Annotated in this window: 23 protein-coding genes and 2 pseudogenes; 14 read left to right on the forward strand and 11 right to left on the reverse strand. The window is 72.1% G+C overall.

What is annotated here, in order from left to right; translation table 11 throughout:
- Positions 1-10 precede the first annotated feature (10 nt).
- The 5 genes from WEB03_RS05040 to WEB03_RS05060 all read left to right on the forward strand — a co-directional run bounded on the left by WEB03_RS05040 (position 11) and on the right by WEB03_RS05060 (position 4728).
- The gene (locus WEB03_RS05040) at positions 11-1168 is read left to right on the forward strand and encodes a cysteine desulfurase family protein (RefSeq protein WP_368069862.1); all 1158 of its coding nucleotides are present in this window, start codon (positions 11-13) and stop codon (positions 1166-1168) included.
- Positions 1169-1228: 60 nt separating this feature from the next.
- A complete protein-coding gene (locus WEB03_RS05045; RefSeq protein WP_368069940.1) occupies positions 1229-2836 on the forward strand; it encodes a long-chain fatty acid--CoA ligase in 1608 nt (535 codons plus the stop codon).
- Between the two features lie 115 nt (positions 2837-2951).
- On the forward strand, positions 2952-4151 hold the full coding sequence (locus tag WEB03_RS05050; protein WP_368069863.1) for a universal stress protein: 1200 nt from the start codon (positions 2952-2954) through the stop codon (positions 4149-4151).
- A gap of 48 nt (positions 4152-4199) precedes the next feature.
- Positions 4200-4445 (forward strand): sulfurtransferase TusA family protein, encoded by a 246-nt coding sequence (locus tag WEB03_RS05055; RefSeq protein ID WP_368069864.1) that lies wholly within the window; start codon positions 4200-4202, stop codon positions 4443-4445.
- Between the two features lie 148 nt (positions 4446-4593).
- Positions 4594-4728 carry a hypothetical protein gene (locus tag WEB03_RS05060; RefSeq protein WP_368069865.1) on the forward strand — a complete coding sequence of 45 codons (135 nt, stop codon included), beginning with the start codon at positions 4594-4596 and terminating at the stop codon, positions 4726-4728.
- Between the two features lie 18 nt (positions 4729-4746).
- On the opposite strand, the gene WEB03_RS05065 is transcribed toward WEB03_RS05060, so the two are convergent.
- Positions 4747-5295, reverse strand: a complete 549-nt coding sequence (locus tag WEB03_RS05065; protein WP_368069866.1) for a hypothetical protein — start codon at positions 5293-5295, stop codon at positions 4747-4749.
- A gap of 152 nt (positions 5296-5447) precedes the next feature.
- Between WEB03_RS05065 and WEB03_RS05070 the strand changes: the two genes are divergently transcribed.
- Positions 5448-6653, forward strand: coding sequence for an ATP-binding protein (locus tag WEB03_RS05070; RefSeq protein WP_368069867.1), 1206 nt, complete (start codon positions 5448-5450; stop codon positions 6651-6653).
- Position 6654: 1 nt separating this feature from the next.
- Complete coding sequence (locus tag WEB03_RS05075; protein WP_368069868.1) at positions 6655-6996, forward strand: response regulator; 342 nt, start codon at positions 6655-6657, stop codon at positions 6994-6996.
- A 13-nt stretch (positions 6997-7009) separates the two neighbouring features.
- On the opposite strand, the gene WEB03_RS05080 is transcribed toward WEB03_RS05075, so the two are convergent.
- The 3 genes from WEB03_RS05080 to WEB03_RS05090 all read right to left on the reverse strand — a co-directional run bounded on the left by WEB03_RS05080 (position 7010) and on the right by WEB03_RS05090 (position 11272).
- Positions 7010-7363: a HesB/IscA family protein gene (locus tag WEB03_RS05080; RefSeq protein ID WP_368069869.1), complete on the reverse strand. Its 354-nt coding sequence runs from the start codon at positions 7361-7363 to the stop codon at positions 7010-7012.
- Between the two features lie 200 nt (positions 7364-7563).
- Positions 7564-9930, reverse strand: coding sequence for a 5'-nucleotidase C-terminal domain-containing protein (locus WEB03_RS05085; protein ID WP_368069870.1), 2367 nt, complete (start codon positions 9928-9930; stop codon positions 7564-7566).
- Positions 9931-10180: 250 nt separating this feature from the next.
- Positions 10181-11272 (reverse strand): glycerate kinase, encoded by a 1092-nt coding sequence (locus WEB03_RS05090; RefSeq protein WP_368069871.1) that lies wholly within the window; start codon positions 11270-11272, stop codon positions 10181-10183.
- Positions 11273-11478: 206 nt separating this feature from the next.
- On the opposite strand from WEB03_RS05090, the gene nadA reads away from it, so the two are divergent.
- Complete coding sequence (gene nadA / locus WEB03_RS05095) at positions 11479-12669, forward strand: quinolinate synthase NadA (RefSeq protein ID WP_368069941.1); 1191 nt, start codon at positions 11479-11481, stop codon at positions 12667-12669.
- Between the two features lie 24 nt (positions 12670-12693).
- Here nadA and WEB03_RS05100 read toward each other — a convergent pair whose 3' ends face one another.
- Genes WEB03_RS05100 through WEB03_RS05110 form a run of 3 tightly spaced genes read right to left on the reverse strand, consistent with a single transcriptional unit; the run spans position 12694 to position 14042 of the window.
- The gene (locus WEB03_RS05100) at positions 12694-12948 is read right to left on the reverse strand and encodes a hypothetical protein (RefSeq protein ID WP_368069872.1); all 255 of its coding nucleotides are present in this window, start codon (positions 12946-12948) and stop codon (positions 12694-12696) included.
- 47 nt (positions 12949-12995) lie between these two features.
- Positions 12996-13796: an alpha/beta hydrolase gene (locus WEB03_RS05105; RefSeq protein WP_368069873.1), complete on the reverse strand. Its 801-nt coding sequence runs from the start codon at positions 13794-13796 to the stop codon at positions 12996-12998.
- Between the two features lie 3 nt (positions 13797-13799).
- Complete coding sequence (locus WEB03_RS05110; protein WP_368069874.1) at positions 13800-14042, reverse strand: hypothetical protein; 243 nt, start codon at positions 14040-14042, stop codon at positions 13800-13802.
- Positions 14043-14220: 178 nt separating this feature from the next.
- Here WEB03_RS05110 and WEB03_RS05115 point away from each other — a divergent pair, with 178 nt between their 5' ends.
- Entirely contained in the window at positions 14221-15387 is a 1167-nt protein-coding gene (locus WEB03_RS05115; RefSeq protein WP_368069875.1) for a phosphatidylserine/phosphatidylglycerophosphate/cardiolipin synthase family protein, read from the forward strand.
- A 17-nt stretch (positions 15388-15404) separates the two neighbouring features.
- Here the strand turns inward: WEB03_RS05115 and gcvT are convergent, their stop codons facing one another.
- Positions 15405-16655 carry a glycine cleavage system aminomethyltransferase GcvT gene (gene gcvT, locus WEB03_RS05120; RefSeq protein ID WP_368069876.1) on the reverse strand — a complete coding sequence of 417 codons (1251 nt, stop codon included), beginning with the start codon at positions 16653-16655 and terminating at the stop codon, positions 15405-15407.
- Between the two features lie 212 nt (positions 16656-16867).
- Between gcvT and WEB03_RS05125 the strand changes: the two are divergent.
- The 4 genes and pseudogenes from WEB03_RS05125 to lipB all read left to right on the forward strand — a co-directional run.
- Positions 16868-17083: pseudogene (locus WEB03_RS05125) on the forward strand (biotin/lipoyl-containing protein); the annotation flags it as partial.
- 258 nt (positions 17084-17341) lie between these two features.
- Complete coding sequence (lpdA, locus tag WEB03_RS05130) at positions 17342-18736, forward strand: dihydrolipoyl dehydrogenase (protein WP_368069942.1); 1395 nt, start codon at positions 17342-17344, stop codon at positions 18734-18736.
- A gap of 30 nt (positions 18737-18766) precedes the next feature.
- Positions 18767-20266 (forward strand): annotated as a pseudogene (gene sucB / locus WEB03_RS05135) (2-oxoglutarate dehydrogenase, E2 component, dihydrolipoamide succinyltransferase); the annotation flags it as partial.
- Position 20267: 1 nt separating this feature from the next.
- Positions 20268-20999: a lipoyl(octanoyl) transferase LipB gene (gene lipB, locus WEB03_RS05140; protein WP_368069877.1), complete on the forward strand. Its 732-nt coding sequence runs from the start codon at positions 20268-20270 to the stop codon at positions 20997-20999.
- 14 nt (positions 21000-21013) lie between these two features.
- Here lipB and WEB03_RS05145 read toward each other — a convergent pair whose 3' ends face one another.
- From WEB03_RS05145 to WEB03_RS05155, 3 genes are read right to left on the reverse strand one after another with little or no spacing between them, the layout of a single operon-like run.
- Positions 21014-21937 (reverse strand): hypothetical protein, encoded by a 924-nt coding sequence (locus WEB03_RS05145; protein WP_368069878.1) that lies wholly within the window; start codon positions 21935-21937, stop codon positions 21014-21016.
- A gap of 37 nt (positions 21938-21974) precedes the next feature.
- Positions 21975-23093: an MFS transporter gene (locus tag WEB03_RS05150; protein WP_368069879.1), complete on the reverse strand. Its 1119-nt coding sequence runs from the start codon at positions 23091-23093 to the stop codon at positions 21975-21977.
- 59 nt (positions 23094-23152) lie between these two features.
- Positions 23153-23935 carry a dimethylarginine dimethylaminohydrolase family protein gene (locus tag WEB03_RS05155; RefSeq protein WP_368069880.1) on the reverse strand — a complete coding sequence of 261 codons (783 nt, stop codon included), beginning with the start codon at positions 23933-23935 and terminating at the stop codon, positions 23153-23155.
- Positions 23936-24056: 121 nt separating this feature from the next.
- On the opposite strand from WEB03_RS05155, the gene lipA reads away from it, so the two are divergent.
- Positions 24057-25112 (forward strand): lipoyl synthase, encoded by a 1056-nt coding sequence (gene lipA, locus WEB03_RS05160; protein WP_368069881.1) that lies wholly within the window; start codon positions 24057-24059, stop codon positions 25110-25112.
- The last annotated feature ends 1 nt before the right edge of the window (position 25113 follow it).

Below are 25113 nucleotides of genomic sequence, written 5' to 3' on the forward strand. Positions count from 1 at the left end.
GGGTGCGGTCGTGCGCACCCGGATGTACCTCGATCACGCCGCCGTCTGGCCGCTCCGAGCGGAGGCGGCGGCTGCGTGGACGGACGCCGCGGAGGTCGCCGTCGGCGATCCCGCCCGCGCGCACGCCGAGGGACGCGCGTCGGCGGAGCTCCTCGAACGGGCGACCACCGCCACGGCCGCGGCCGTCGGTGCAGCCCCCGACGCGGTCACCTGGACCTCCGGCGGGACCGAAGCCGTGCACCTCGCCGTCATCGGGACAGCCCGCGCCGACGCGCTGGCCGGCGGCACCCGCCGCCACATCATCACCTCCGCGGTGGAGCACTCCGCGGTCCTGGCCGCCTGCGAGCGGCTCCGGACCGACCACGGGTTCGAGGTCGACGTCGTCGACGTGGACCGGTCCGGCGCCGTCGACCCGGACGCCGTGGCGGCGAAGCTGACCGACCGGACCCTCGCGGTCCACCTCCAACACGCCAACCACGAGGTCGGCACCCTGCAGCCGGTCGTCGAGGTCGCTCGGCGGTGCCGGACCGTCGGCGCGCTGCTCCACGTCGACGCCTGCCAGACCGTCGGGCAGGTCGGGCTGTCGGTCGAGGATCTCGGTGCCGACCTGTTGACCGCGAGCGCCGCGAAGTTCGGCGGTCCCCGCGGGGTGGGGTTCCTCGCCCAGGGGCCACGCGGACGGGTCGTCGCCGTCCAGGAGGGCGACGATCGCCAGCGTCGCCAGCGGGCCGGCCAGATCGACGTCCCGGCCGTGGCCGCGGCCGCGGTGGCGCTCCAGGTCGCGATCGACGGGATGCAGACCGAGCACTCCGCCCGCGAGGTCGTGCGTCGGCACCTGCGGACGCGGCTGCCGGATGTCGTCACCGATCTCGAGGTCCACGGTCCCCTCGCCGACGCCCACCCGGGCATCGTCGCGGTGTCCGCGCTGTACGTCGACGGCGAGGCGCTGGTGGGTGCGCTCGACGCCGCCGGCTTCGCGGTGCACTCCGGTTCCTCCTGCGCGTCGACCAGCGGCCAGCCCTCCCACGTCCTGGTCGCGATGGGGGCACTGACCCACGGCCACGTCCGGATCTCCCACGGTCCGGACGTGACCGTCGCCGACGCGGACCGGTTCATCGACGCCTACGCCACGGCGGTGACCGACCTCCGGGCCCGGGTGGGCAGGTAGGCCCGTAGGCTCGCGATCCACCGTCAGTGACCGGGAGAGCTCGACGTGGTCGACAGCACGATGCAGGACCACCCCCTGACCGTCACCCAGCTGTTCGAACACGGACGGCGGGTCAACGGACACCGCGAGGTGGTGACCTGGCGCGGTGATCACGCCCGCCGGGTGACCTTCGCCGAGACCTACGACCGGGCAGGACGGCTCGCCGCGGGTCTGGCGTCGCTCGGCATCGGCGAGGGGGACGTGGTCGGCACGTTCTGCTGGAACCACCAGGAGCACGTCGAGGCCTACTTCGCCATCCCCTGCATGGGCGCCGTGCTGCACCAGCTCAACATCCGCCTGTTCCCCGACCAGCTCTCGTTCGTGGTGGGCGACCTCGGTGACCGCGTCATCATCGTCGACGACAACCTCATCCCGTTGCTCGCCCGCGTCCTGTCCGAGATCGGCGACGTCGAGGTGTTCGTGGTCGTCGGCGACGGTGACGCCAGCGCGCTCGACGATCACCCCGCCCGGGTCGTCCGCTACGACGACCTGCTCGCCGAGGCGGTCGACGGCTTCGCCTGGCCCGAGCTCGACGAGAAGCAGGCAGCGGCCTCCTGCTACACCTCCGGTACGACGGGCAACCCCAAGGGGGTCGTCTACTCGCACCGTTCGATCTGGACCCACACCCTCGGTGCCGCCGCCGGCGGGGTCGGGGTCGACGACGGCGACAAGCTGCTCGTCATCGTCCCGCAGTTCCACGCCAACGCGTGGGGCCTGATCCACATCGGGTGGGTCTACGGAGCCGACCTCCTGCTCCCGGCCGAACACCTGCAGCCCGAACCGCTCGTGGCGTTCATCGAGGCCGAGAAGCCGACCTGCTCCGCCGCCGTCCCGACGGTGTGGAACGGGGTGCTCGCCTTCGGTGAGAGCCGCGACATCGACCTGTCCTCCCTCGACTGGGTCGTGGTCGGTGGCAGCGCCGTGCCCCGGTCGATGATCAGCCAGTTCGAGGAGCGCTACGGGATCACCATCGTCCAGGGGTGGGGCATGACCGAGATGTCCCCGCTCGGCACCGTGTCGACACCACCCGCCGGCGTGACCGGCGAGGAGAGCATCGACTACCGCGCCAAGACCGGCCGGCTCGTGCCCGGCGTCGACATGCGGATCGTCGATCCCGATGGCAGCGAACAGCCCTGGGACGGCGAATCCATGGGTGAGATCCAGGTGCGCGGGCCGTGGATCACCGCCCGCTACCACGGCGTCGACACCCCCGAGAAGTTCGACGGGCCGTGGCTGCGCACCGGCGACGTCGGCGTCATCGAGCCGAACGGGTTCGTCCAGCTCGTCGACCGGACCAAGGATGTCATCAAGTCCGGTGGCGAGTGGATCAGCTCGGTCGACCTCGAGAACGCCCTCATGGGCCACCCCGACGTCGTCGAGTGCGCGGTCATCGGCGTGGCGGACGAACGGTGGGACGAGCGCCCGCTCGCCTGCGTGGTCCTCCGCGAGGGCGCTGACGTGGATCCATCGGCACTCAACGGCTTCCTCGAGGGCAAGGTCGCCAGCTGGTGGCGTCCCGAGCGGTACGCCTTCGTCGACGAGGTCCCGAAGACCTCGGTCGGCAAGTTCGACAAGAAGGTCCTGCGCGCGTCCCACGAGGAGGGTGAGCTCGAGGTCGTGACCGAGTAGCGCCTGTGCGCACCGGTTCGCCCCGTCCGCCCGGTTCCCCGGGCGGGGGCGCCGTCGATACGGCATGCTGGGCGGAGCGTGGGGCGGGACGCCGCCCGCGCAGGGGAGGTCGAGCGTGGAACAGCTCGGACGCACGATCGTGGTGCCGGTGGTCAACCCCGCCTCGGTACGCCCCCTGTTGCTGTGCGCCGCCCGGATCGCCGCCCCCGACGGTGGCACCGTGATCCCGCTCACGGTCGTCCCGATCGGTGCCGACGCGGACGTCCGCGCGCACGCGTGGGGCGGCGTCGCCGACGCCGAAGCCACCGCTCGCGAGCTCGGCGTCGCCGCCCGCGGGATCGTGATCGAGGCTCGCGATCCGGTGGACGGGACCCTCCACGCCGTCCGCGAACACGACGCCTCGCTGGTGCTCATGGGGTGGCGCGGCCGCTCCTCGACGTCCAACGTCTTCGGTGAGCTGATCGACTCGCTCATCGGACGATCGTCGGTCCCGCTCGCCATCATCCGGCTCGGGGCGGTCCCCTACCGCCGTGCGGTGCTGCCCGTCCACGCCGACCACCTGCTGCCGGGCGGAGACCGTGGTCTGTCGTTGGCCGCGGAGCTGACGAGGCGGCTCGGCGCGGCAGCTCCCGAACCCACGACCGTGCTGCGCACCGGCCCGTCCGAGGTCGCGGTCCCGATCGCCATCTCCTCGCTCGGGGATCGCGTCCACCACGACCCTCGCCGCACCGACCGCGCGGTCGGAGCGCTCGCCCGCCCGTCGGACCTGGTCGTCGCAGCGGTGGCCCCGACGGCTTCGGGCCTGCGTTCGGCGACCACCCACCTGGCGTGGGCCGCCCCGGACGCCACCCTGCTCGTCGCCGTCGATGTCGGCCCGGTCCACGAGAGCGAGTCGGGGCTCGCCGAAGCGGCCAGCGCGGCCGCGACGCCCGCACCCACCCGTCGCGCGGGGGAGGCTCGGCAGGTCCGCATCGTGGTGACGGCCCGGCTGCCCGAGGCCCACGACGGCGTCGCCGGGCCCACCCCGGACGATCTCGACCGCGTCCTGCGCATCGCCGGCGCCACCGAGCACCTGATGGCCTGGTGGCCAGCGGGCGACACCCGCCCGCACGTCCGCGCCACGGTGACGGTCACCGCCACGTCGGTGAACGCCGCCATCAGCGCGGTGATGGTCGCCGTCCACGAAGCGCCCGACTTCCGCGGCGCGGAGATCACCTACGACGTCGACCGGGGCCGACCGAAGGCCACGACCCCAGCCCGGGAGGACGTCGTCCTCGACGTCGACGGCGAGGTCGCTGCGACCCCACCTCGGTAGCCTCGCGCCCCGGAGACCGGTCGCGGTCCCCCGGACGAGGAGCCGCCGGTGTCCGACCCGTCCCACGACGTCGAGGTCGAGGTCGATGCTCGCGGCCTCGCCTGTCCGCTGCCGGTGATCGAGCTCGCGCGCGCCGTCGAACAGCAGGACGTCGGGGCGGTCGTCCGGCTGCTGGCGACCGACCCCGCCGCGAAGGTCGACGTCCCCGTCTGGTGTCGGATGCAGCGTCAGGAGCTGCGCAGCGCCGAGGAGGCCGACGGGTGCTGGACCTTCCTGGTCGCCAAGCTGCGCTGAGGACCGGGAACCGGACGGCGAACCCGACGATGGCCCGCTCGACGTCGAGGCAGCTCGTCGCGACGCCCGCTCGCTGCTCGGGCAGACCGAGGAGGAGGTCCTCGAGCTGTGGGATGACGTCCGGGTCGGGCGCCACGGTGACGAACAGATGATGCTGATCGAGGACTGGCGCCCCGGTCGCAAGACCATCGCCACCGAGGACGACGGCACCGGCACCTACCGGGTCGTCGAGGTCGTGCTCGAGCTCGACGAGGGCACCGAGACGTTCACCGCCGACAGCTGAGGCGAGGCCAGTCGCCGTTCATCGGCGGCGACCCGCGACCCGATCGAGCACCGTCTCCACCCGCACCTCGTCCGCGCCGGCCATGCCACCTCGTGTCAGCGCGCGATGGAGAGCGTCGACGTCGATGCGCAAGCGTCCAGCGACCCACAGAGGGTCGGCCCGTGGACCCCGCACGTCCGCGCCCGCCGCGGCTGCGACAGCGGGTGGGAGCTCGGCGAGCAGCTCCGTCACGGCGAGCTCCTGTCCGAGCGGCACCGTGGCGAGGTCGCCGCCATCGCCCCAGACCTGCTGCAGCGCGCTCCAAGCGTCCTCGTAGCAGGCCCAGGCGGCCTGGCTCCCGAGCGCCTCGAGATCGGCACCCGTCACCTGCCCGATCGCGTCGAGCACCACCCGGTGCAACGTCTCGGTCCACCCGCGGTCGGCGCCGATCTCGTCGCTCAGCGTGCGCACGAGCGGCCCCCGCCAGCCGACGGTCAACCCCCCGACCAGGTCGACGACCGCACGACGGACCTCGTCGGACCACCCTCCGACGAGGACCTCGTTCCACCCCGACCCATCGTCGTCCACGGCGGCTCCCGGCCGAACCAACGCGGCGACGCTAGCGGCGGCCCGAGCGGACGGTCCGCGGAGCGGTCGCGGGAGCGGTTCGTCGGTACTGCGCCCAGGACGACGTCGGTAGGGTGAGCGGCCGCCCGACCGGAACGTGCGAGGAGCACCACGTGGAGAGCGCGCTGCCCGGCCTGTCCCCCGCGGACGAGGCCGCCCGGATGGATGCCGTCCGGCGGTACGACATCCTCGACACCCCGCCGGACGGGGCGTTCGATCGCATCACGGCGCTCGCGGCCCGGCTGAGCGACGTCCCGATCAGCACCATCACGATCGTCGACGAGGACCGCATCTGGTTCAAGTCCGCCGTGGGGCTCGACGGCGTCTCACAGATCGACCGCGAACCCGGCCTGTGCGCGTCCGCCATCGTCCATCCGGTGCCCTACATCGTCACCGACGCGTCCCTCGATCCGCGGACCCTGTCGAACTCGCTCGTGTGCGGCGAGCTCGGGCTCCGCTTCTACCTCGCGGTCCCCCTGCGCACCTCCGACGGCCACAACCTCGGCACCCTGAACGTCATCGACAGCGCCCCTCGGGCCGTCCGCGAGGGCGAGATCGAGAACCTCGAGGACCTCGCGACGGTCGTCGTCGATGAACTCGAGCTGCGCTTGGCTGCCAAGCGTGCCGTCGAACTCGAGTCGCTGCGGGCAGCGTCCGAGTTCCGCGACACCATCGTCGCCGGGATCTCGCACGAGATGCGCACCCCGGTCGCGGTCCTCCAGGGCATCGCGGACCTCGGGCTGACCGATGACATCTCCCCCGAGCAGGCCGACCACGTCCAGGCCGTGTTCAAGCGCCAGGTTCGCCACCTCGGCAGGCTCGTCGAGCAGTTCCTGGACTACGCGGCGCTCGAACACGGTCGGGCCCCGACGGTGCAGGTCGTGCCGACCGACATCGCCGCGTTGCTCGGTGAGATCGTCGAGCTCTACGCCGACCGCGGGGAGCTCACCCTCGAGGTCCGTGGTGACGTCCCGCGCGGGATGGTCGACCCCGCCCGGACCCGCCAGATCGTCAGCGAGCTCGTCGCCAACGGGCTCCGGTTCGGGCCGTCGGACGCTCCGGTCGCGCTCGTCCTCGCAGCGGCCGGCGGTGAGGTGACCGTGTCGGTCATCGACCAGGGGCCCGGCGTCAGCGAGTCGGCTCGGGACCACGTCTTCGAGAAGGACTACCGCGCTCCGGACAGCACCGGCAGCGGGCTCGGACTCTTCGTCGCACGCGCGCTCGCCGAAGCCCAGGGCGCTCGGATCACGCTCGACGACGGTGACGCCGGTGGCCGGTTCACCCTGACCGTGCCCGCCGCCGACGAAGCTCGAGGCTGACGTGCGGGTCCTGCTGGCCGACGACGATGCCGGCATCCGCCTGGTGGTGTCGCTGAACCTGCAGCGCCGCGGGTGGGACGTCGACACCGCCGTGGACGGCGACGACGCTCTGGCGCAGGCGACCAGCGGCGTCTACGACGCGATCGTGCTCGACCAGCTGATGCCCGGCATGACGGGCATCGAGGTGGCAGAACACCTCACCCGGGACGTGCCGGTGATCATCTACTCAGCGTTCGTGGACGACCACGTGCAGCGGCGCGCGGCCGAACTCGGCCTCCCGACCGTCGGCAAGGCCGACATCCCCGAACTGCTGGCGATGCTCGACGAGCTGCGGGCCGGCTGACCGGCCCGGCGCATCAGAACGTGGCGCTGTCGCCGCAGGCGCACGAACCCGAGGCGTTCGGGTTCTCGATCGAGAACCCCGAGGCCTCGAGCGATTCCTTCCAGTCGATGACCGCGCCCTGGATGTAGGGGGTGGACATCTTGTCGACGCGCACGGTGACGCCGTGCTGGGTCTCGATGAGGTCCCCGTCGAGCTGGCGATCGTCGAAGAACAGCGCGTAGCGGAACCCGGCGCACCCGCCGGCCTGCACGGCCACGCGCAGGGCGACATCGTCGACGTCCGGCTGGTCCACGAGGAAGCCGCGCACCTTGTCGGCGGCGGTCTCGGTCAGCGTCACGGTGGAGGTCGGGGTGTCGGTCGCGCTCACGGGGCGCTCCTCACGGTCGCTGCGGATCGGCGGTCCCGATCCCGGGTCACTGGGCGGTACCGGCCACGGATGGCAGGAACCGGGGACGAGTGTACCGACGGCCCCCCGTAGGTCGACCACCTCGCCGGCTCGCCGCCGGACGCGGCTGGGGCCGCCACCGGTCCGGTGCGGCCCCAGCCGTCGTGCGCGCGCCCGGCGTGTCAGTCGAGGAAGTTGCCCCCGACCGGCCCGTACCGGTTGTAACGGTCGAAGTCGACGGTCAGATCCGGGTAGTTACTGGATGTGACCGCTTCGATCGCCTCGAGGTGGTTCCGGAACGCCTGCTGGTCGGTGAGACCCAGCTCGGTGAACTCGGCGGCTCGCGGCTCCTGGTCGCAACCATCGAACGGGTAGGCGTCACCGCAGTTGAGCGTGAAGTTCAACCCGACCAGGGTGATGTCGTCCGAGGCATCCGCGTTCAGGACGCCGTCGGCGACCAGGACGAACGTGGTCCCATCCGCACGGGTCACCTCGGCGTCGACCACCCGTGAACCGGCCGGCTCCGATACGTCGTAGGAGAACTCGACTCCGGCCCAGTGACCGAACCGTCCTTCGACGGCCGGGAGGCCCGAGAGGCCGTGCTCGATCAGCTCGAGGAGCTTGGCCGCAGTGATCGTGTCGACGGCGATCCGGTTGCCGAATGGCGCGGTGTTGAACGTGAACAGCGCCGACAGCTCGTCCTCGGTCATGATGGCGTTGCCACGGATGCCACCACCGTTCTGCAGCGCGACGTCGGCGACGGGCACGCCGTACTCCACCGCGCGATCGCGCGACGCCCGCAACATCCCGTCGGTGAGCAGGTTGGCGATGTTGGATTCTCGGGTCCGGACCGTCGCGGTGCGGGCATCGAGCGGCACCTCGTTGTCCGCGACCGGCGTACGTGCGAGCTCGTCGAGCGCGGCAGCCACCGGTGCCTCGACGGTGGTGGCGATCCGTTCATCCTTCGGGCCGTACGGCGGGACGGCGAGGAGCGCCGAGTCGTCTCCGACAGCGACCAGGTCACCGGCCGCATCGAACTCGAGGACCAGCCTGCCGACATCCCGGTAGTCCCCCGGGGTGGTCACGAGCGGGACCTCGACCCCATCGGCGTCCTCGATGACGAACGGGTAGGCGTCTCGCAGATCTTCGGCGCCGCCGCCACCGATGACGGCATCCACGCCGGACAGCTCGCCGATGAGCTCGCGTTCGTTGTCGAGGTTCTGCAGGTGGCTGGCGAGGATGATGATCTCGACACCCGCCGCCTCGAGCGCCGCGACCTGCGCCGTGACCGCCGGCAGGACCTGGTTGATGATGACGTCCGGTCCTGGTGCGCTCACCGAGCGCAACACCTCGGTGGTGGCACCGATGATCCCGACTTCGCGGCCATCGACCGTGACGACCGTGCTCGGCGTGATGCTGCCATCAGCGACCAACGGTGCGAGCGCGTCTTCGTCGCTGAAGTCGAGGTTCGCCGACAGGAACGGGATCTCACGGTCGAACGCGGCGATGAACTGGGCGAGACCGGCAGGACCGAAGTCGAACTCGTGGTTCCCGATCGTCATCGCGTCGTATCCGGCTCCCTTGAACACCTCGGCGTCGTAGAAGAGCCCGCCGTCCTCGAAGGACTCGACCGAGGCCGAGTACTCGGGACCGGCCAGGAAGTTGTCGCCGGACGAGATGGTCACGACACCAGCGTCGTCACCGGTCCCCTCCGCCTGCAGCGTCTTGACGAAGTCGACGAAGCGAGCCGCGCCGCCGGCGGGCACCGTCTCGCCGGTGATCCGGCCGAGCAGCCCGATGACGATCGTCGCCGTCTGGTCCCTGGCCGCCAGGTGGCCGGGGGCGAACTGGTCCGCGGTCTTGCCGCGCACCAGGCCGAGCTCCAAGGCGACGACGACGTTGTCCGCGTGTGTGCCACCCATCACGTCCGTGAAGGGACTGTCCCCATCCGGCTCGACGGCGTCGTCACCGCGTGAGAACGCGAGGGCGCCGATGACCATCGTTGCCAGCTGGTCACGACGAACGGGGTCGTTCGCACCGAAGGTCCCGTCGGTTCGACCGACGACGATGCCGGCGGCAGCCAGACGTCGGATCGACGTGGAGTGGACCGAGCGACCGTGGTCGGTCTGCAGGTCGGGGAAATCCGGTGCACCCTCGACGCCGGGGACCTCAACGTCGGCGGCCTTGAGCACCCCGAGCACGAACGTCGCGACCTGACCGCGGCTGATCCACCCGGTGGGCGAGAACTCGGTGGCCGAGATGCCGTTGATGATGTCACGGTCCGAACCGCAGTCGATGCTGCCGGCGTGGGGGTTGCCCGGCCGCACGTCTGCGAAGGGTGAGGTCGGTGCCCCATCAGGACAGGCGAGGGTGAAGAGGTCCTCGTCACCGGTGAAGTCGTAGGAGCTCGGCAGCAAGGCCGACTCTCCGTCGTTGGAGTGGAGGACGGTGAGCGCGAACCCGTCCGCTTCTTGCCCGGACGCCGGGAGGGCGATGGTGCTGAGCACCATCGCCGCTGCCAGCGACGGGACCGTGAACCTGCGCCTCATGCGCTGTCCTTATCTGGTCTCTAGACGGCCCGGGCACGCGGCCCTGGGTCGCGACGCACCTCGCGGTGGACGTCACCGCTGAACCTAGAGGACCACTGTCCGTTCGAGGGGTGACCGATGTCGCTCACGGGGAGCGAGACACCCGCAGCGGGCGTGGGCCGCACTTCCGTGGTGGGCTGTCGGCCGGCTGTGCGCCGTGGCCGCACGCCGACGGACGAGGCGCGCTCCTGCTCGCCCCGCCGCGCCCGCCTCAGTGTCGGCGTGCGAGGCGTGCCGCAGCCGCCTCGACATCGCCGCTCGGATCCGGTCCGGGACCGGACTCGCTGGCCGACTCGACCACGTCCAGACGCTCCGTGTCGGTCCCGGTCGACACCGAGCCGACGACGGCTGCGACGGTCGCGACGCCGGCGGCGCGGGCCCGCTCGTGGACCGCGGCCACGACCTTCGTGGTCCACGAGGTCTGGTCGAGTCGCCCCTCGCCGGTGATCACGAGGTCGGCACCCGCGAGCGCGTCGTCCAGCCCGACCAGGTCGGCGACGACGTCGACGCCGCGAGCCACGGAGGTGGTCGGCAGCGCGCAGCGCAGACCGAAGCCGAGCCCGCCCGCGGCGCCGCTGCCCGGCTCGTCGCGGTGTCGCTGGCCTCGGGCGAGATCGCGTTCCGCCACGTCGGCCCAGGTGCCGAGCGCAGCGGTCAGGCCTTCGACCTCGTCCGGCGTGGCCCCCTTCTGCGGCCCGAAGACTCGCGCCGCGTCGGCCAGCACGTGGGGGACATCCGCCAGCAGCACCACCTCGATCCCCGACCAGTCCTCGGCCCACCCCCACGACGCTGCCGCCACCCGGTGGAGGTCGTCGTCGCCGATCTTGAGCCCGGAGCCGTCAGCCACGGTCACCCGGAGCCCGAGCCCGGTCAGCGCTCCCGCGCCCCCGTCGACGCTGGCGGACCCACCGAGACCCACCGAGATGCGGGTCGCTCCCACGTCGCGTGCGGCGTCGAGCAGTTCGCCGACCCCGTAGCTGGTGGCCAGCCGGGGGGTGCGCCGTTCGGAGGGCACCAGGGCCAGTCCGCACGCACGGGCGGATTCGATCAGCGCGCTGCCGTCGCTGCGGAGGAGCAGGGCTGCGTCGACGGGGTGCCCGAGCGGTCCAGCCACCTCGGTGACGATCCACGTGTCGTCGGGACGCGCGACGACGTCGAGCAACCCCTCGCCACCGTCGGACATCGGCACGAGCACCACGTCGTCGTCGGGCCGTTCACCCAGCCAGCCATCCGCGATGGCGTCCGCCGCCTCGAGCGCGGTGAGCGTCCCCCCGAACCCGTCGGGTGCGATCACGACCTTCACGCGCAGCTCCTGACCCAGCCCTCTCGGGCGTCAGCGGCCCACGAGCCTAGTGCGGGAGCCCGGGGTTCCCGGTTGCGTCGACCGCTGGTACGCTCACCAGGAGTTCTAGTCATAGTGACCAGAACCCCCGCGGAGAGGCTCCCCCCGTGACGCTCAACGCCACCGCGACGCCGCTGGTTCGCCCGTCTGCAGCACCGGCTCGGAACCTGACCGGCACGCCCACCATCCCCCTCGGATCACCGCTCCTGCTGCTCGGCCGGGGTGCCGATCGCAGCAGCGAGCGTGGTGTGGTGTGTCCGGGCGACCTGCCAGCAGCCGACGACCCGGCGCTGCTCGAGCGTGCTCTCACGGCCAAGGCGACCCTCGGCGACCGGGTGATGCTCCTCGGTCACCACTACCAGCGCGACCAGGTCATCGCGCTCGCCGACGCGCGGGGCGACTCGTTCGAGCTGGCGCGGCAGGCGGCCGTCGCCGACGCGCCCTACATCGTGTTCTGCGGGGTGCACTTCATGGCCGAGTCGGCCTCCGTGCTCGCTCGGCCCGACCAGACCGTGATCCTGCCCGACCTCGCCGCAGGCTGCTCGATGGCCGACATGGCCGAGATCCGTCAGGTCCGCGACGCCTGGTCCCGGCTGGAGCGCGCGGGGGTCGCCGAGGAGACCGTCCCGCTCACCTACATGAACTCGACCGCCGCCATCAAGGCGTTCTGCGGCGATCACCGCGGCGCCATCTGCACGTCGTCGAACGCACCGGCAGCGATGGCGTGGGCCTTCGACGAGGCCGGACCGGACGGCAAGGTCCTGTTCCTGCCCGACCAGCACCTCGGTCGCAACACCGCGGTGCTCGCGCTCGGCCTGTCCCTCGACGACTGCGTCATCTACGACCCGTGGCAGCCCGACGGGGGCCTGACCGACGCGCAGCTCCGCGATGCCCGCGTGGTCCTCTGGAAGGGCCACTGCTCGGTCCACGCGCGCTTCTCCCCCGAGATGGTGGATGTTCTGCGCGAGCGCGAACCGGACGTCGAGCTGCTGGTCCACCCCGAGTGCCGCCACGAGGTCGTGCAGCGCGCCGACCGCGTCGGGTCGACCGGCCAGCTCATCCGGTGGGTGGCCGAGGCGCCCCCTGGCACGACGCTGGCCGTCGCCACCGAGCTCAACCTGGTCAAGCGGCTCGCCGACGAGCACCCCGACAAGCGCGTGGTCTTCCTCGACGACACCGTCTGCTTCTGCGCGACGATGAACCGGATCGACCTCCCCCACGTGACCTGGGTGCTCGAATCGCTCGTCGCTGGCGAGGTCGTCAACGAGGTGAAGGTCGACGCCGCGACCCGAGGCTCAGCGCGGGTCGCACTGGAACGGATGCTCGCCCTCCCCGCCGACCGGCACGCGTCCGTCTGACCGCGCGCCGCCGAGGACAGCGGGTCACGTCGGCGCACGCTCGCGTGCCCAGCGCAGGGCGCCCGCGGCCATCCCCTTGAACTTCGGGACCTCGTGCAGCTCGGCCACGAGCAGCGGGGTGTCAGGCGGGAGGTGGTCCTTGAGCGCGTGGTAGACCGCCGAGCGGTGCAGGTCGCTGTCGACGAGCACGAGGCCCGGACGCAACGGGAGGACCTCCCGCCACGGGCCCTCCGGGTCGGGACCGAGGTCGTGACCGTCGAGGTAGCCGAGGTAGAGCACGTCGCCTCCCGTCGGCGGCCGAGGCTACGGACGACCCGCACCACGAGCTACGACCCCGGCCCGAGGTGGCTGCGGATGAAGGCGTCGACCGCGTCGAGGTACCGATCGCCGTCGAGCAGGGCCCGGTCGTTGTGGTCCGCCTCCTCGACCACGAGGAGCTCGGCGCCAGCGGTCGATGCCACCGCGCGGGAGAGCTCGAGCGGGACCGTCCCATCGCGCTCACCGGCCACGACGAGCACCGGTGCAGCGACGTCGCCGAGGTGGTCGAGGGTCGCGAACCGGTCACGTAGCAGGAGCCCGACCGGCAGGAACGGCAGCTGTCGGCGCGCGACGTCGACGAGGGCGGGGAACGGTGACCGCAGCACGACGGCGAGCGGTTCGCGATCGGCCGACAGCCCCACCGCGACCGCCGACCCGAGCGACTCCCCGAGGTGGACGATCCGGTCCGCGGCGACATCGGACCGGTTCTCGAGGTGCTCGCGCGCCGCGAGCGCGTCCGCTGCGAGCCCCGCCTCGCTCGGCGATCCCGGGTTCCCGCCGTAACCGCGGTGCTCGAGGAGCAGGACCGCGTGGCCCCGGGCGGCCAGGCCTCGCGCCAGCGGCAGGCGCAGCGCGCGGTTCCCGGCGTTCCCGGGTGTGACGAGGACGGTGCTGACGGGCCGATCGTGGGCGAGGAACCAACCCACCAGCTCGAGCTCGTCCGCGGTCTCGAGCCTGACCTCCTCGATGTCCGGTGGCGCTGCCGGTGGCGCGGTGTCGGGCAGGTGGATCAGCTGACGCTGGAACACCGTGGCGAGCCCAGCGACCACGAGGTAGACGACGACCACACCCACCAGCAGCCGGACCACGGCTCAACTGCCGGACGGCAACGGCTCGTGACCGAACCCGCGCAGCAGTTCGGCCGCAGCAGCGACCTGATCGATCCGCACGCTGATGGCGCGGCCCTCCGCCCAGTCGAGGGAGGGGAAGGCGGACACCGACGGCGCGGTCGCCTCGATGCCGTGGACGCCGAGCGTCACCACGAGGAGCTCCGCCTGCGCGTCGGTGACGACCGCGACGGGTGCGACCTCCCGATGTTGGGCCTGCTCGAACACGGTCCGCTCCCGCCTCTGGATCGTCGATCGGCAGCCTGCCAGGCTGGCGATCGCACCGCGACACCACCCGGAGGCGTCCGTACGGCCACCAGCGTGCGCAGGACGCGGCCGGAGCGGCATTGTGGGCCCCACGTCGCGAGCTAGCGTGGTCCGGTCGCCTTGACCTGGAGGTGGGACGTTGGCGGTCGATCTGGTCCGCGCTCGCCGTGTGCTCGAGGGTCTGCTCGGTATCCCTGCGACCGAGGGGAACACCGTGGAGCGGCTCCGCAACGGTGACGCGATCTTCCCGGCGATGCTCGACGCGATCGCGAGCGCCGAGCACACCGTCGACTTCGCCACGTTCATCTACTGGCAAGGCGACGTCGCCGAAGCGTTCGCCCGCACGATGTGCGGGCGCGCGGCGGCAGGGGTCCGCGTCCGCGTCATCCTCGACTCGCTCGGCGCGCGCCACATCGACCAGGCGCTCCTCGAGCGCATGTCGGACGCCGGTGTCGCCGTCCACCACTTCCGGCCCGAGGACGGCGGGTTCGAGGACCTCAAACGCATCGGGCACCGCACCCACCGCAAGGTGCTCGTCGTGGACGAGGAGATCGCGTTCACCGGCGGTGTCGGCATCGCCGAGGAGTGGGAGGGGGATGCCCGGGACGAGACCGAGTGGCGTGACTCGCACTTCCGGATCCGTGGCCCGGCCGTCGACGGGATGCGGGCCGCGTTCGTCGACGACTGGCTGGAGGCCGACGACTGGCCGATCACCGACGACCGCGATCGCTTCCCCGAACAGCCGCAGGACGGCTCCCAGGTCGTGCAGGTCGTCCGCGGCGAGGCCGAGCACGGCTGGAGCGACATCGCGATGCTCAAGCACGCGCTGCTCGACCTCGCCGAGGACAACGTCAACATCACCACCGCCTACTTCTCGCCCGATCCTCGGCTGACCGAGAAACTCTGCGCGACCGCACGTCGCGGTGTCGAGGTGGTGGTCCTCATGCCGGGCGACCACACCGACAAGCGCCTCCCCCAGGTCGTCGGCGAGCTGGCCTACGAGGACCTGCTCGACGCGGGGGTCCGCATCCACCGCTACGAACGGTCGATGTTGCACGCCAAGATCATGACGATCGACGGGCAGCTGGCCAACGTCGGCTCCGCCAACCTCAACAGCCGCTCCCTCCGCCACGACGAGGAGTGCGACCTGGTGATCTTCGATCCCGAGCTGACCCGCCAGCTCGACGATGACCTCGCCGAGGACCTCTCGCGCAGCCGGCAGATCGACGCCTCCGAGTGGGAGGAACGCAGCGTGATCCAGCGGGTCCAGGAGAAGGTCGCCGATGCCATCGATGGCTTCGTCTGACCCGACGGCCGCTCGCCCTACCCCTTCGGGTCGCGGCCCACGAACGGCGGTCGCACCACCTCACCGGCGATAGCCGTGCCCCGCAGGTCGACCTCCACCTGGTCGCCAGGCGCCACGTCCGCAGCGAGCAGCCCGAGGCCGATCCCCACGCCGAGCGTCGGCGAGAAGCCGCCCGAGGTCATCGTGCCCACCACCCGGTCGCCCCGTCGGACCTCGCAGCCGGCCCGCAACGGGCGGCGTCCCGTCGTGAGCACGCCCCAGAGCCGGCGCTGCGGTCCCGCGACCGCCGCGGCAGCGAGCGCGACCGCGCCGGGGAACCGGCGAGGCTCCCCGGCGGCATCGGTGAGCTGCACCGCCCATGACAGTCGAGCTTCCGCCGGCGTGACGTCCGGCCCGAGGTCGGCTCCGTGCAGCGGGTAGCCCATCTCGAGCCGCAGCGTGTCACGGGCCCCGAGGCCGCACGGTGTCGCACCGGCCGACAGGAGCGCGTCCCAGACCTCGCCGGCGAGTTCGGCGGGGACCACCAGCTCGGCACCGAGCTCTCCCGTGTACCCCGTGCGGCACAGGACCAGGTGGCCGGTCACGGGACCGTCGTCGCCGAGGTGGACGTCGGTGACACCGCCCCAGGGCACGGACGCGGCATCGACGCCGAGGGCGGCGGCGATGACCTCCAGCGACCGCGGTCCCTGCACCGCCAGCACGGCCCAAACGGCGGACGCATCGTCGATCGACACCGTCCCGACCGCGAGTTCCACCGGGTCCGGGTCCGCCGTCGCTGCCGCGGCCGCGACGTCGGGCAGCGCCTCCTCGGCGAGCTCCTCTGCCACCCGTCGGAGCCGCTCGACGACCGCTGCGGTGTTGGCCGCGTTCGGCACGGTCAGCCACCGGCTCGAGGAGAGGCGGTAGACGATGAGGTCGTCGATGATCCCCCCGTCGTCGGCGGTGCAGAGCGCGTACCGGGACGCGCCGTCCTCGATGGCGACCGCATCGGCGGTGAAAGCGCGCCCGACGGCTGCGGTCGCCGCCGGCCCCGTGATCCACACGGTGCCGAGGTGCGACACATCGAACAGCCCGACGTCCTCACGCACGGCAGCGTGCTCGGCGAGCACCCCCTCGAACGAGACCGGCATCGCCCACCCGGCGAAGGGAGCGAGCTTGGCTCCCGCGGCGAGGTGGCGGCGGGCCAGCGGCGTGCGCCGCAGGTCCCCGTCGGGATCGTCGGCGGCGGTCGGGCGGGCGGCGGTCGGTCGGTCGGCGTGATCGCTCACGGGGCGGCTCCGATCAGCGGTCGAACCGCGGTCGCGGGACGTGGTTCCTCCAGGTGGGATCGAGGCCCACCCGGGTCCCGACGGACGCTAGCGATGCGGACCGGTGGGCGGGGTGCCGCCCCCTGCGACCCCCTGGGGGCTCGGCTAGGTTCGAGCCGCGTACCGTCGCTGGTCACGGTGCCGCTCCCGCCCCTCCGATTGGAGACCCGAACGTGTCTACCGAGGTCGAGCTGCCGCAGCTGGGCGAGTCCGTCACCGAAGGCATCATCACCGCCTGGCTCGTCGCCGTCGGTGACGAGGTCGAGGTCGACCAACCCCTCGTCGAGATCTCCACCGACAAGGTCGACACCGAGATCCCCTCCCCCGTCGCCGGCACCGTCCAGGAACTCAAGGCCGAGGTCGACGACGAGATCGCCGTCGGCCAGGTCATCGTCATCATCGGCGAAGGCGCCACCAGCGACGGTGACGACAGCGATGACAGCGGCGACGCCGAGGGCGACGCGGGTGCCGACGCCGACGAGTCCGACGCCAGCGCCGACGAGGACGGCGATGCCGACGAGGGGCGCGCCGACGTGGACGACACGGAGGACGCGGAGGACGCCACTGCGAGCAGCTCCGACGAGCCTGCCGCCGATCAGCCCCGCGCGGGTCGGGTCGAGAAGGGTGACGGCCACACCCACGACGTCATCGTCCTCGGTGGCGGCACCGGCGGGTACTCGGTCGCGCTCCGGGCCGCGCAGCTCGGGCTCGACGTCGCGCTCATCGAGCGCGAGAAGGTCGGCGGGACCTGCCTGCACTGGGGCTGCATCCCGACCAAGGCCATCTTGCAGACCGCCGCGGTCGCCGAGCAGGCGCAGTCGGCCGCGGACTTCGGTGTGACGCTCGACTACCAGGGCATCGAGGTCGCGGCCCTCAACCAGCACAAGGACGCCGTCGTCGACAAGATGTGGAAGGGCCTCCAGGGCGCGCTCAAGGGGCGCGGCGTGGAGACCTTCATCGGCACCGGCGTGGTCACGGGGAAGGACTCGGTCGAGGTCACCCTCGAGGACGGCGACGAGAAGAAGGAGCTGTCGGCTCCGGCGCTCGTCATCGCCACCGGCTCGAAGCCCCGCCAGCTGCCGTTCGCCGAGTTCGACGGCAAGCGGGTCATCAGCTCCGACCACGCGCTGACCCTCGACAAGCTGCCGAAGAAGGCGATCGTGCTCGGCGCCGGCGCCGTCGGGATGGAGTTCGCGACCGCTTGGCACGCGTTCGGGGTCGAGGTCACGGTCGTCGAGCTCGAGGACCGGCTGCTGCCGCTCGAGGACGCCGACTCCTCCAAGGAGATCGGTCGCGCCTTCCGGAAGGCCGGGATCGATGCCCGCACGGGCGTGAAGGTCACCGGCGTCAAGACCACCTCACGGTCGGTGACGGTCACCCTCGAGACCGGCAAGGGCGACGAGGAGCTCAAGGCCGATCTGCTGCTCATCGCGGTCGGCCGCGGCCCGGTGACCGAGGGAGCGGGCCTCGACGCGGCCGGCATCGAGACCGACGACCGCGGTTTCGTCACCGTCGACGAGTACTGCCGCACCAACGTCGACGGCGTCTACGCCGTGGGTGACGTCATCCCGACCCTCGGCCTCGCGCACGCATCCTTCGCCGAGGGCTTCCTCGTGGCCGACCAGCTCGGCGGCCTCGACGTGCTCCCGATCGATTACCGGGGTGTGCCGCGCGTGACCTACTCCCACCCTGAGGTCGCGTCGGTGGGCTACACCGAGGCCGAGGCGAAGGACGCGGGGTTCGAGGTCGTCACCGAGCGTTACCCGTTCCAGGCGCTCGGTCGCGCGGCGATGATGAAGGCGACCGGCATGGTCAAGCTCATCGCCGAGAAGGACGACGACGCCGAGGGTGGCGCCGGCCGCGTGCTCGGCGTGCACCTCGTCGGCCCTCGTGCGACGGACCTGATCAGCGAGGGACAGCTGATCTACAACTGGGAGGCGCTGCCCACCGACGTCGCCCACCTCATCCACGCCCACCCATCGTTCGGCGAAGCCATCGGTGAGGCACACCTGGCCCTGGCCGGTCGCGCCCTGCACGGCTGACCCACCGACGCGTCAACTCGAGGAGATCCGCCGATGGCCACCGAGGTCGAACTACCGGAGCTGGGCGAGTCCGTCACCGAAGGCATCATCACCGCCTGGCTCGTCGCCGTCGGTGACGAGGTCGAGGTCGACCAACCCCTCGTCGAGATCTCCACCGACAAGGTCGACACCGAGATCCCCTCCCCCGTCGCCGGCACCGTCCAGGAACTCAAGGCCGAGGTCGACGACGAGATCGCCGTCGGCCAGGTCATCGTCATCATCGGCGAAGGCGCCACCAGCGACGGTGCCGACGACGAGGACGACGCGGAGGGCTCCGACGCCGACGAAGCCGATGCCGAGGAGCAGGACGCGACCGACGACGACCCCGAGGACCTCGAGGACGATCAGTCCGACCCCGCACAGAGCGACGAGCCTGTCTCCGGCAGCGCCGGAGACGAGGACGAACCGGCCAGCGGATCCGACGCCAAGAGCGACAGTGGTGGTAGCACCTCCGGTGAGCCGGCGTTGACCTCGCCGCTGGTCCGCAAGCTCCTGCGCGAAGCCGGCCTCTCGCCCGACGACGTCCGCGGTAGCGGCCCGGGCGGTCGCATCACCCGTGAGGACGCCGATCGGGCGATCGCCGCCGGTGGCGAGGGGAGCTCCTCCGAGTCCTCCGAGTCTGCAGCGCCCGACGCCGACGCCGGCGGGAGCGGTTCGCGCGACGCAGGTCCCGCGTCCGCAGCACCGCCGACCCCACCGCCCGCGGCGCCCACACCCACCAGCGGCCGCGCCCGCCCGGAAGCCTCGCCCCTGCAGATCGATTTCGGCGGCGAGCGCGCGGTCACCCAGGACCTGACCCGGGTGCGCAAGGCCACCGCCAAGGCGATGCAGAACGCCCTGCAGACCACGGCCCAGCTGACCGCCGCCGTCGAGGTCGACCTGACGGCGATCATGAACCTGCGGACCGCGGTCAAAGATGACTTCAAGACACGTGAGGGCGCGAGCCTGTCGCCCCTGCCGATGATCTCCCGCGCGGTCTGCATGGTGCTGCCGCGGCACCCGGCCCTCAACAGCTCCATCGACATGGAGTCGGGGACGGCCACCTTCCACCGCTACATCAACCTCGGGATGGCGGTCGACACCGAACAGGGCCTGCTGGTCCCCAACATCAAGGACGCGCAGGACCTCACCGTCCCCGCGCTCGCCCGGCGCATCGCCGACATCGCGGCACGCGCCCGGTCCAAGAAGCTGCAACCCGACGACATCTCGGGTGCCACCTTCACGATCACCAACACCGGCTCACGCGGGACCCTCTGGGACACGCCGATCTTCACACCGCCGCAGGTCGCCATCCTCGCGGCGTGCGCGATCGAGAAGCGGCCGGTGGTGGTCTCCGACGAGTACGGCGATTCCATCGCGATCCGCCACATGAGCTACCTGTGCCTGTCCTACGACCACCGGATGGTGGACGGCGCCGATACCGCCCGGTTCCTCCAGGACCTCACGTACACCCTCGAGACCCACGACTTCCGCGGCGAGCTCGGAGCCTGACGTGGCGCGCGTCCCGGGCGATCCGCGGACGTTGCGCGCAGAGCCCGGTGCGCGGATCACCGTCGTCAGAGCTGGGCAGGTGCCCTACCTCGACGCGTGGGCGTGGCAGCGCGACCTCGCTGCGCGCCGCACCACGGGTGACATCGGTGACGTCCTGCTGCTGCTCGAGCACCCCCGCGTCTACACCCTGGGTCGCCGGGCCGACGAGGACAACCTCGTCTTCGACGCTGCCGAGCGGGAGCGACGTGGGATCAGCCTCCACCGCATCGATCGCGGCGGGGACGTGACCTACCACGGTCCGGGGCAGCTGGTCGGCTACCCGATCTGGAAGCTCGACGGTCCGCGGGTGGTCGACCACGTCCGCACCCTCGAGGAGATCAACCTGCGCTTGCTCGCCGGGATCGGGATCACCGCGTCGCGGGTGGAGGGGTTCTCGGGCGTGTGGGTCGAGGACGCGAAGGTCACCGCGGTCGGGGTGCACGTCTCCGCCCGGTACGTCACGACGCACGGCTGGGCCACCAACGTGGACCCCGATCTCAGCGACTTCGCGGGGATCGTCCCGTGCGGCCTCGCCGACAAGCAGGTCGCGTCGATCGCCGCGCTCGGGCACCCCGAACTGTCCGTCGACGACGTGGCCGACCGCACCGTCGACCACGTCGCCGAGGTCCTCGGGACGCGCGTCGAGCACGCGATCCCCGCCGACCTCGGCCTCGAGATCCCCGCTCCCGTCTGACCCAGCTCGCGCCGTCAGCCCGGCGGAGCGATCGGGTGCCGGAGGGCGATCAGTTCGACGAGGGCCGGACCGACCACGTCCGGGTGGTCGCTGCCGGCACGGGCCGCGGCCGCATCGAGCAACGCCGCAGGGTCCGCCGCGATCCGGGTGTGCAGCGCCGCCCAACGCGGCTCCATCGGGTCGCGGATCACCTCCTGCAGCCAGGCAGCGAGCGCCGCCCCACCCACCTCGGCTGCGACGCCCGTGAGGAGGCCGCGCCCCCCGGCGTAGAACAGCTCGACCGGTGCGACCGCGAACCACCCACCGGTCGTGGTCACCACGGCCGGTTCGGGACCCGCCGGGAGCGCGAGCCCGTCGGTCGCGATCTGGGCCGTCAGCTCCAGCTCGTCAGCCTGCGGGTGGCGGTCCACCCCGACGGGTGCGACCTCCACGTGGAGGTCCACGCTCCCCTCGCGATGGGCGGCCGCACGTTCGAGCAGCGACCCGGCTAGGCGCACGGTCCGGTCGTGCCGGTCGCCAGCCACCGGCCCGCCTCCGAGCAGCGCGTCGAGGTCGAACGTGGGCCGCAGCTGGTCACGCAGCTCCGCGTCGGCCGCCACGATCTCGGCCAGCGGGCGGCCCGAAGGGGCGACGACGTCCAGCGAGACGAGGTCGGCGATCGAGCTCGCGAGGTCACGGAGGGCGTCCCCCCCGCGGCCGCGGAGGCTGGTCCGCGGGTCGAGCACCAGCAGGTCAGCCACCACGTCGACCGCGCGGACGTCGCCTGCCTCGGTCGCCACGAGCCACCGTCCGGCCGACGGCTCCGCGGCGGCAGCTCGGGCGGCGTCTTCACGCGCACGCGCTCGTTGGGACTCACCCGCTCCGGATGCGGCCGCGAGGCGGTCCATCTGCGCCTTCCGGCGCGCCGCCTTGCCCTTGCCGTCCCGCTTCCCGGCCACCGCGGTCCTCGTCGCTCGTCGCTCGGAAGCAGGTCGTTCACCCTACCGCCCCCGTTCGTGCCAGCCGGCGTGCCCCGACGAGCATGGCCGCCGCCGCGAGCAGGGCGACCGCGCTGGCCAGGCTCCAGGCGACCGAGTAGCTGACCTCCGTCGCGACCGCACCGAACCCGATCGGCCCGACCACTCCTCCGAGGGCGGCGGGCGCCATCGTGCCGGTGATGCGACCCGGCGTGGCCGGGTAGGCGCGCACGAGGGCGTACCAGAAGACCCCCGGGAACCCCCACGTGCCCCCGAGCGCCACCACCGCGCCGAGGACGACGGTGGCCGGTCGCCCGACGGCGAGCAGGGCGGTACCGATGGCGCCGCTGCCGAGCAGGACCGCGCTGAGGCGCAGGGGCTCGAAGGTGTACCGGTCGCACGCGGCCCCGGCCACCAGACGGGTCACGACGGCGGTCAGGCTGGCTGCGGCGAACACCAGGCCGGCCTGCCGCTCCGATGTACCGGTCTCGACCGCTGAGTCGACGTAGAAGGCGAGCACGACCGAGCTGGCCGCGAACGCCAGCCCGAAGCTGACCGCGAGCACCACCAGCGTCGCGCGGTGCGGCAGCGCTTCCGGCTTGACGCGCTCGGCACGACGGATCTTCCTCGGCGCGTTCGGCGGACGCGGGCCGACCGCGACAGCGACCATCAGGGCACCGATGCCCGCCAGGACGTACGCCCAGCGCCAACCCACGGTGAGGGAGATGGCCGGCACGGCGAGGCCGGCGAGCATCGACGCGGTGGGTGGCGCCGACTGCTTGAGACCGAACGCGGTACCGAGGCGCGCGCCCCGGACGCGGTTGATCAGCAGACGGTTGGCCGCCGGCTGCGCGAGCGCCGCCGCGAGACCCGCGACGACGAGGCCGGAGGTGAGCGAGAGCCAGTTCCGCGACAGCGCCGCGATCCCGAACGCGGCCGCGGCGATGCCGAACGAGGCGGTGCGCAGCGACACGGTCGCGCCGAGGCGGTCGGCCACCCTCCCGAGGTAGAGCGAGGACACCGCCATCGTGCCGAAGAACACCCCCACCGCTGCGCCGATGCCGACCGTGCCGAACCCCAGCTCGGCACGCAGCTGCACGGCCATCGCGGCGGTGAAGAACACCGGCAAGGAAGCCACGACCGTCGCTGCCGTCCCCACGACCATCGCTCGCCGAGGGCTGCCCGCGCCGACGGATGTCACCACCGCGGCGGGAGCAGGACCGACAGGCACGTCGGTCCGGCCTCCACCTTCTCGAACTCCCCGATATCGACCTGCTGCACGCGGTAGCCGCGGGCCGACAACATCGCCGCCGTACGCGGCGCGCTCGCGGCGATGACGACCGCGTCGCCGACGAGCAGGACGTCCGCGCCCGAGGGTTCCTGAGCGTCGATGACCTCGCGACCCGAGAACCCGGCGGCCGGCACGTGGCCGAAGCCCGCCAGGATCCGTCCGTCGGGTAGCGCGGTGGCCGCCGTCTTGAGGTGGAGCGCGCCCGCGACCTCGACCGTCGTGACGGTGCGGCCGAGCGGTGAGACGAGGTCACGCAGTTGGGCGGTCCCGGCGTCGTTGGTTCGGGTCGTGCGGCCGACGTAGATGACATCGCCGACCTGGAGGACATCACCGCCGTCCAGGGTCCCCGGCGCGGCGATCGTCGCGAGGGTGAGGCCCCGCTCGGCCAGGACCGGGCGCAAGCTGTCGGTCTCACCTCGGCGAGACGTTGCACCCGATCGTGTCAGGACCGCGAGCTGATCGACGACGACCACAGCGTCCTCGACGAAGACCCCGTCGGGATGGTCCGGCGCCGGCGGCGCGTGGACGACCTCCAGGCCGAGCCTCCCGAGCAGGTCGAGGTAGGCCGCGTGCTGGACGCGGGCGCGCTGCAGATCGAGCGGCGTCCGGGCGAGGAAGGTCACCTCACCTTCGGCGAGCTGTGGAGATGGCTCGCGGACGAGCGCGGCAGCACGTGCGGTACCGGTCATCGCTCCTCATCTGACGCGTCCACGGTACGGGCGACGCTAGGACGGTGGGCTCCCGGTCGCTGGTGGCCCCGCGGTGGCTACGCTCGTCCCGCCATCCGACCACGACCTCTCGAGTCGCCCCGTGGCCCCTCCCCCTTCCACCTCGCAGCCGGTCATCCCGGACGGCGCACGCACCCTGACGGTGCTCCCGCGCGAGCGCGTCCAGCGGGCCGGTGTCGTGCGCAGGACCGTCGACACCTCGCTGCACGGCGGGCGCAAGCCCGACTGGCTCAAGGTCAAGGCCTCGTTCGGTGACAACTTCAAGGACGTCACCTCGTTGATGGAGGGCCTCGAGCTCAACACCGTCTGCGCGCAGGCACGCTGTCCCAACATCTACGAGTGCTGGGAGCAGCGCGAGGCGACGTTCCTCATCGGGGGCGAGGACTGCACCCGGCGCTGCGGGTTCTGCCAGATAAAGACGGGCAAGCCGGCCGGCTACGACACCGACGAGCCCCGCCGCGTCGCCGAAGCGGTCGGACACCTCGGTCTGCGGTTCGCGGTCGTCACGATGGTCGCCCGCGACGACCTCGATGACGGCGGCGCGTGGCTGGTCGCCGAGACCATCCGTCAGATCCGCGCACGCACCCCCGACGTCGGTGTCGAGGTGCTGCCCTCCGACTTCGGGTACGGGCACGACCCGGCGAAGGGGTCCGCGGCGCTCGACCTGGTCGTCGCCGCCGAGCCGGACGTCTTCGCGTTCAACCTCGAGACCACCCGCCGCCTGTTCCCGATCATCCGCCCGTCGTTCGACTACGACCGGGGCCTCGAGTTCCTCGCCGAGGCACGACGACGCTTCCCCGCCACGACCGCGGTGAAGTCCAACCTGATCGTCGGGATGGGTGAGACCGACGACGAGATCCGCGGGTGCATGCGGGACCTGCGCGCCGCGGGCGTCGACAACCTCACCATCGGGCAGTACCTGCAGCCCTCCGCCCAGCACCTGCACCTCGACCGGTACGTGACACCGGAGGTGTTCGACAGCTTCCGGGTGTACGGCGAGCAGGAGCTCGGGTTCGCCCACGTCGAATCCGGACCGATGGTCCGCTCCAGCTACCACGCCGGCCAGCAGGCGATCGACGCGAACGCTTGGAGCCCCTCCCCCGGCCAACCCGGTGGCGACCCCTCGCCGACGGCCTGAC

The organism is Nitriliruptor sp. (assembly GCF_040882075.1).
GTDB lineage: Bacteria > Actinomycetota > Nitriliruptoria > Nitriliruptorales > Nitriliruptoraceae > Nitriliruptor.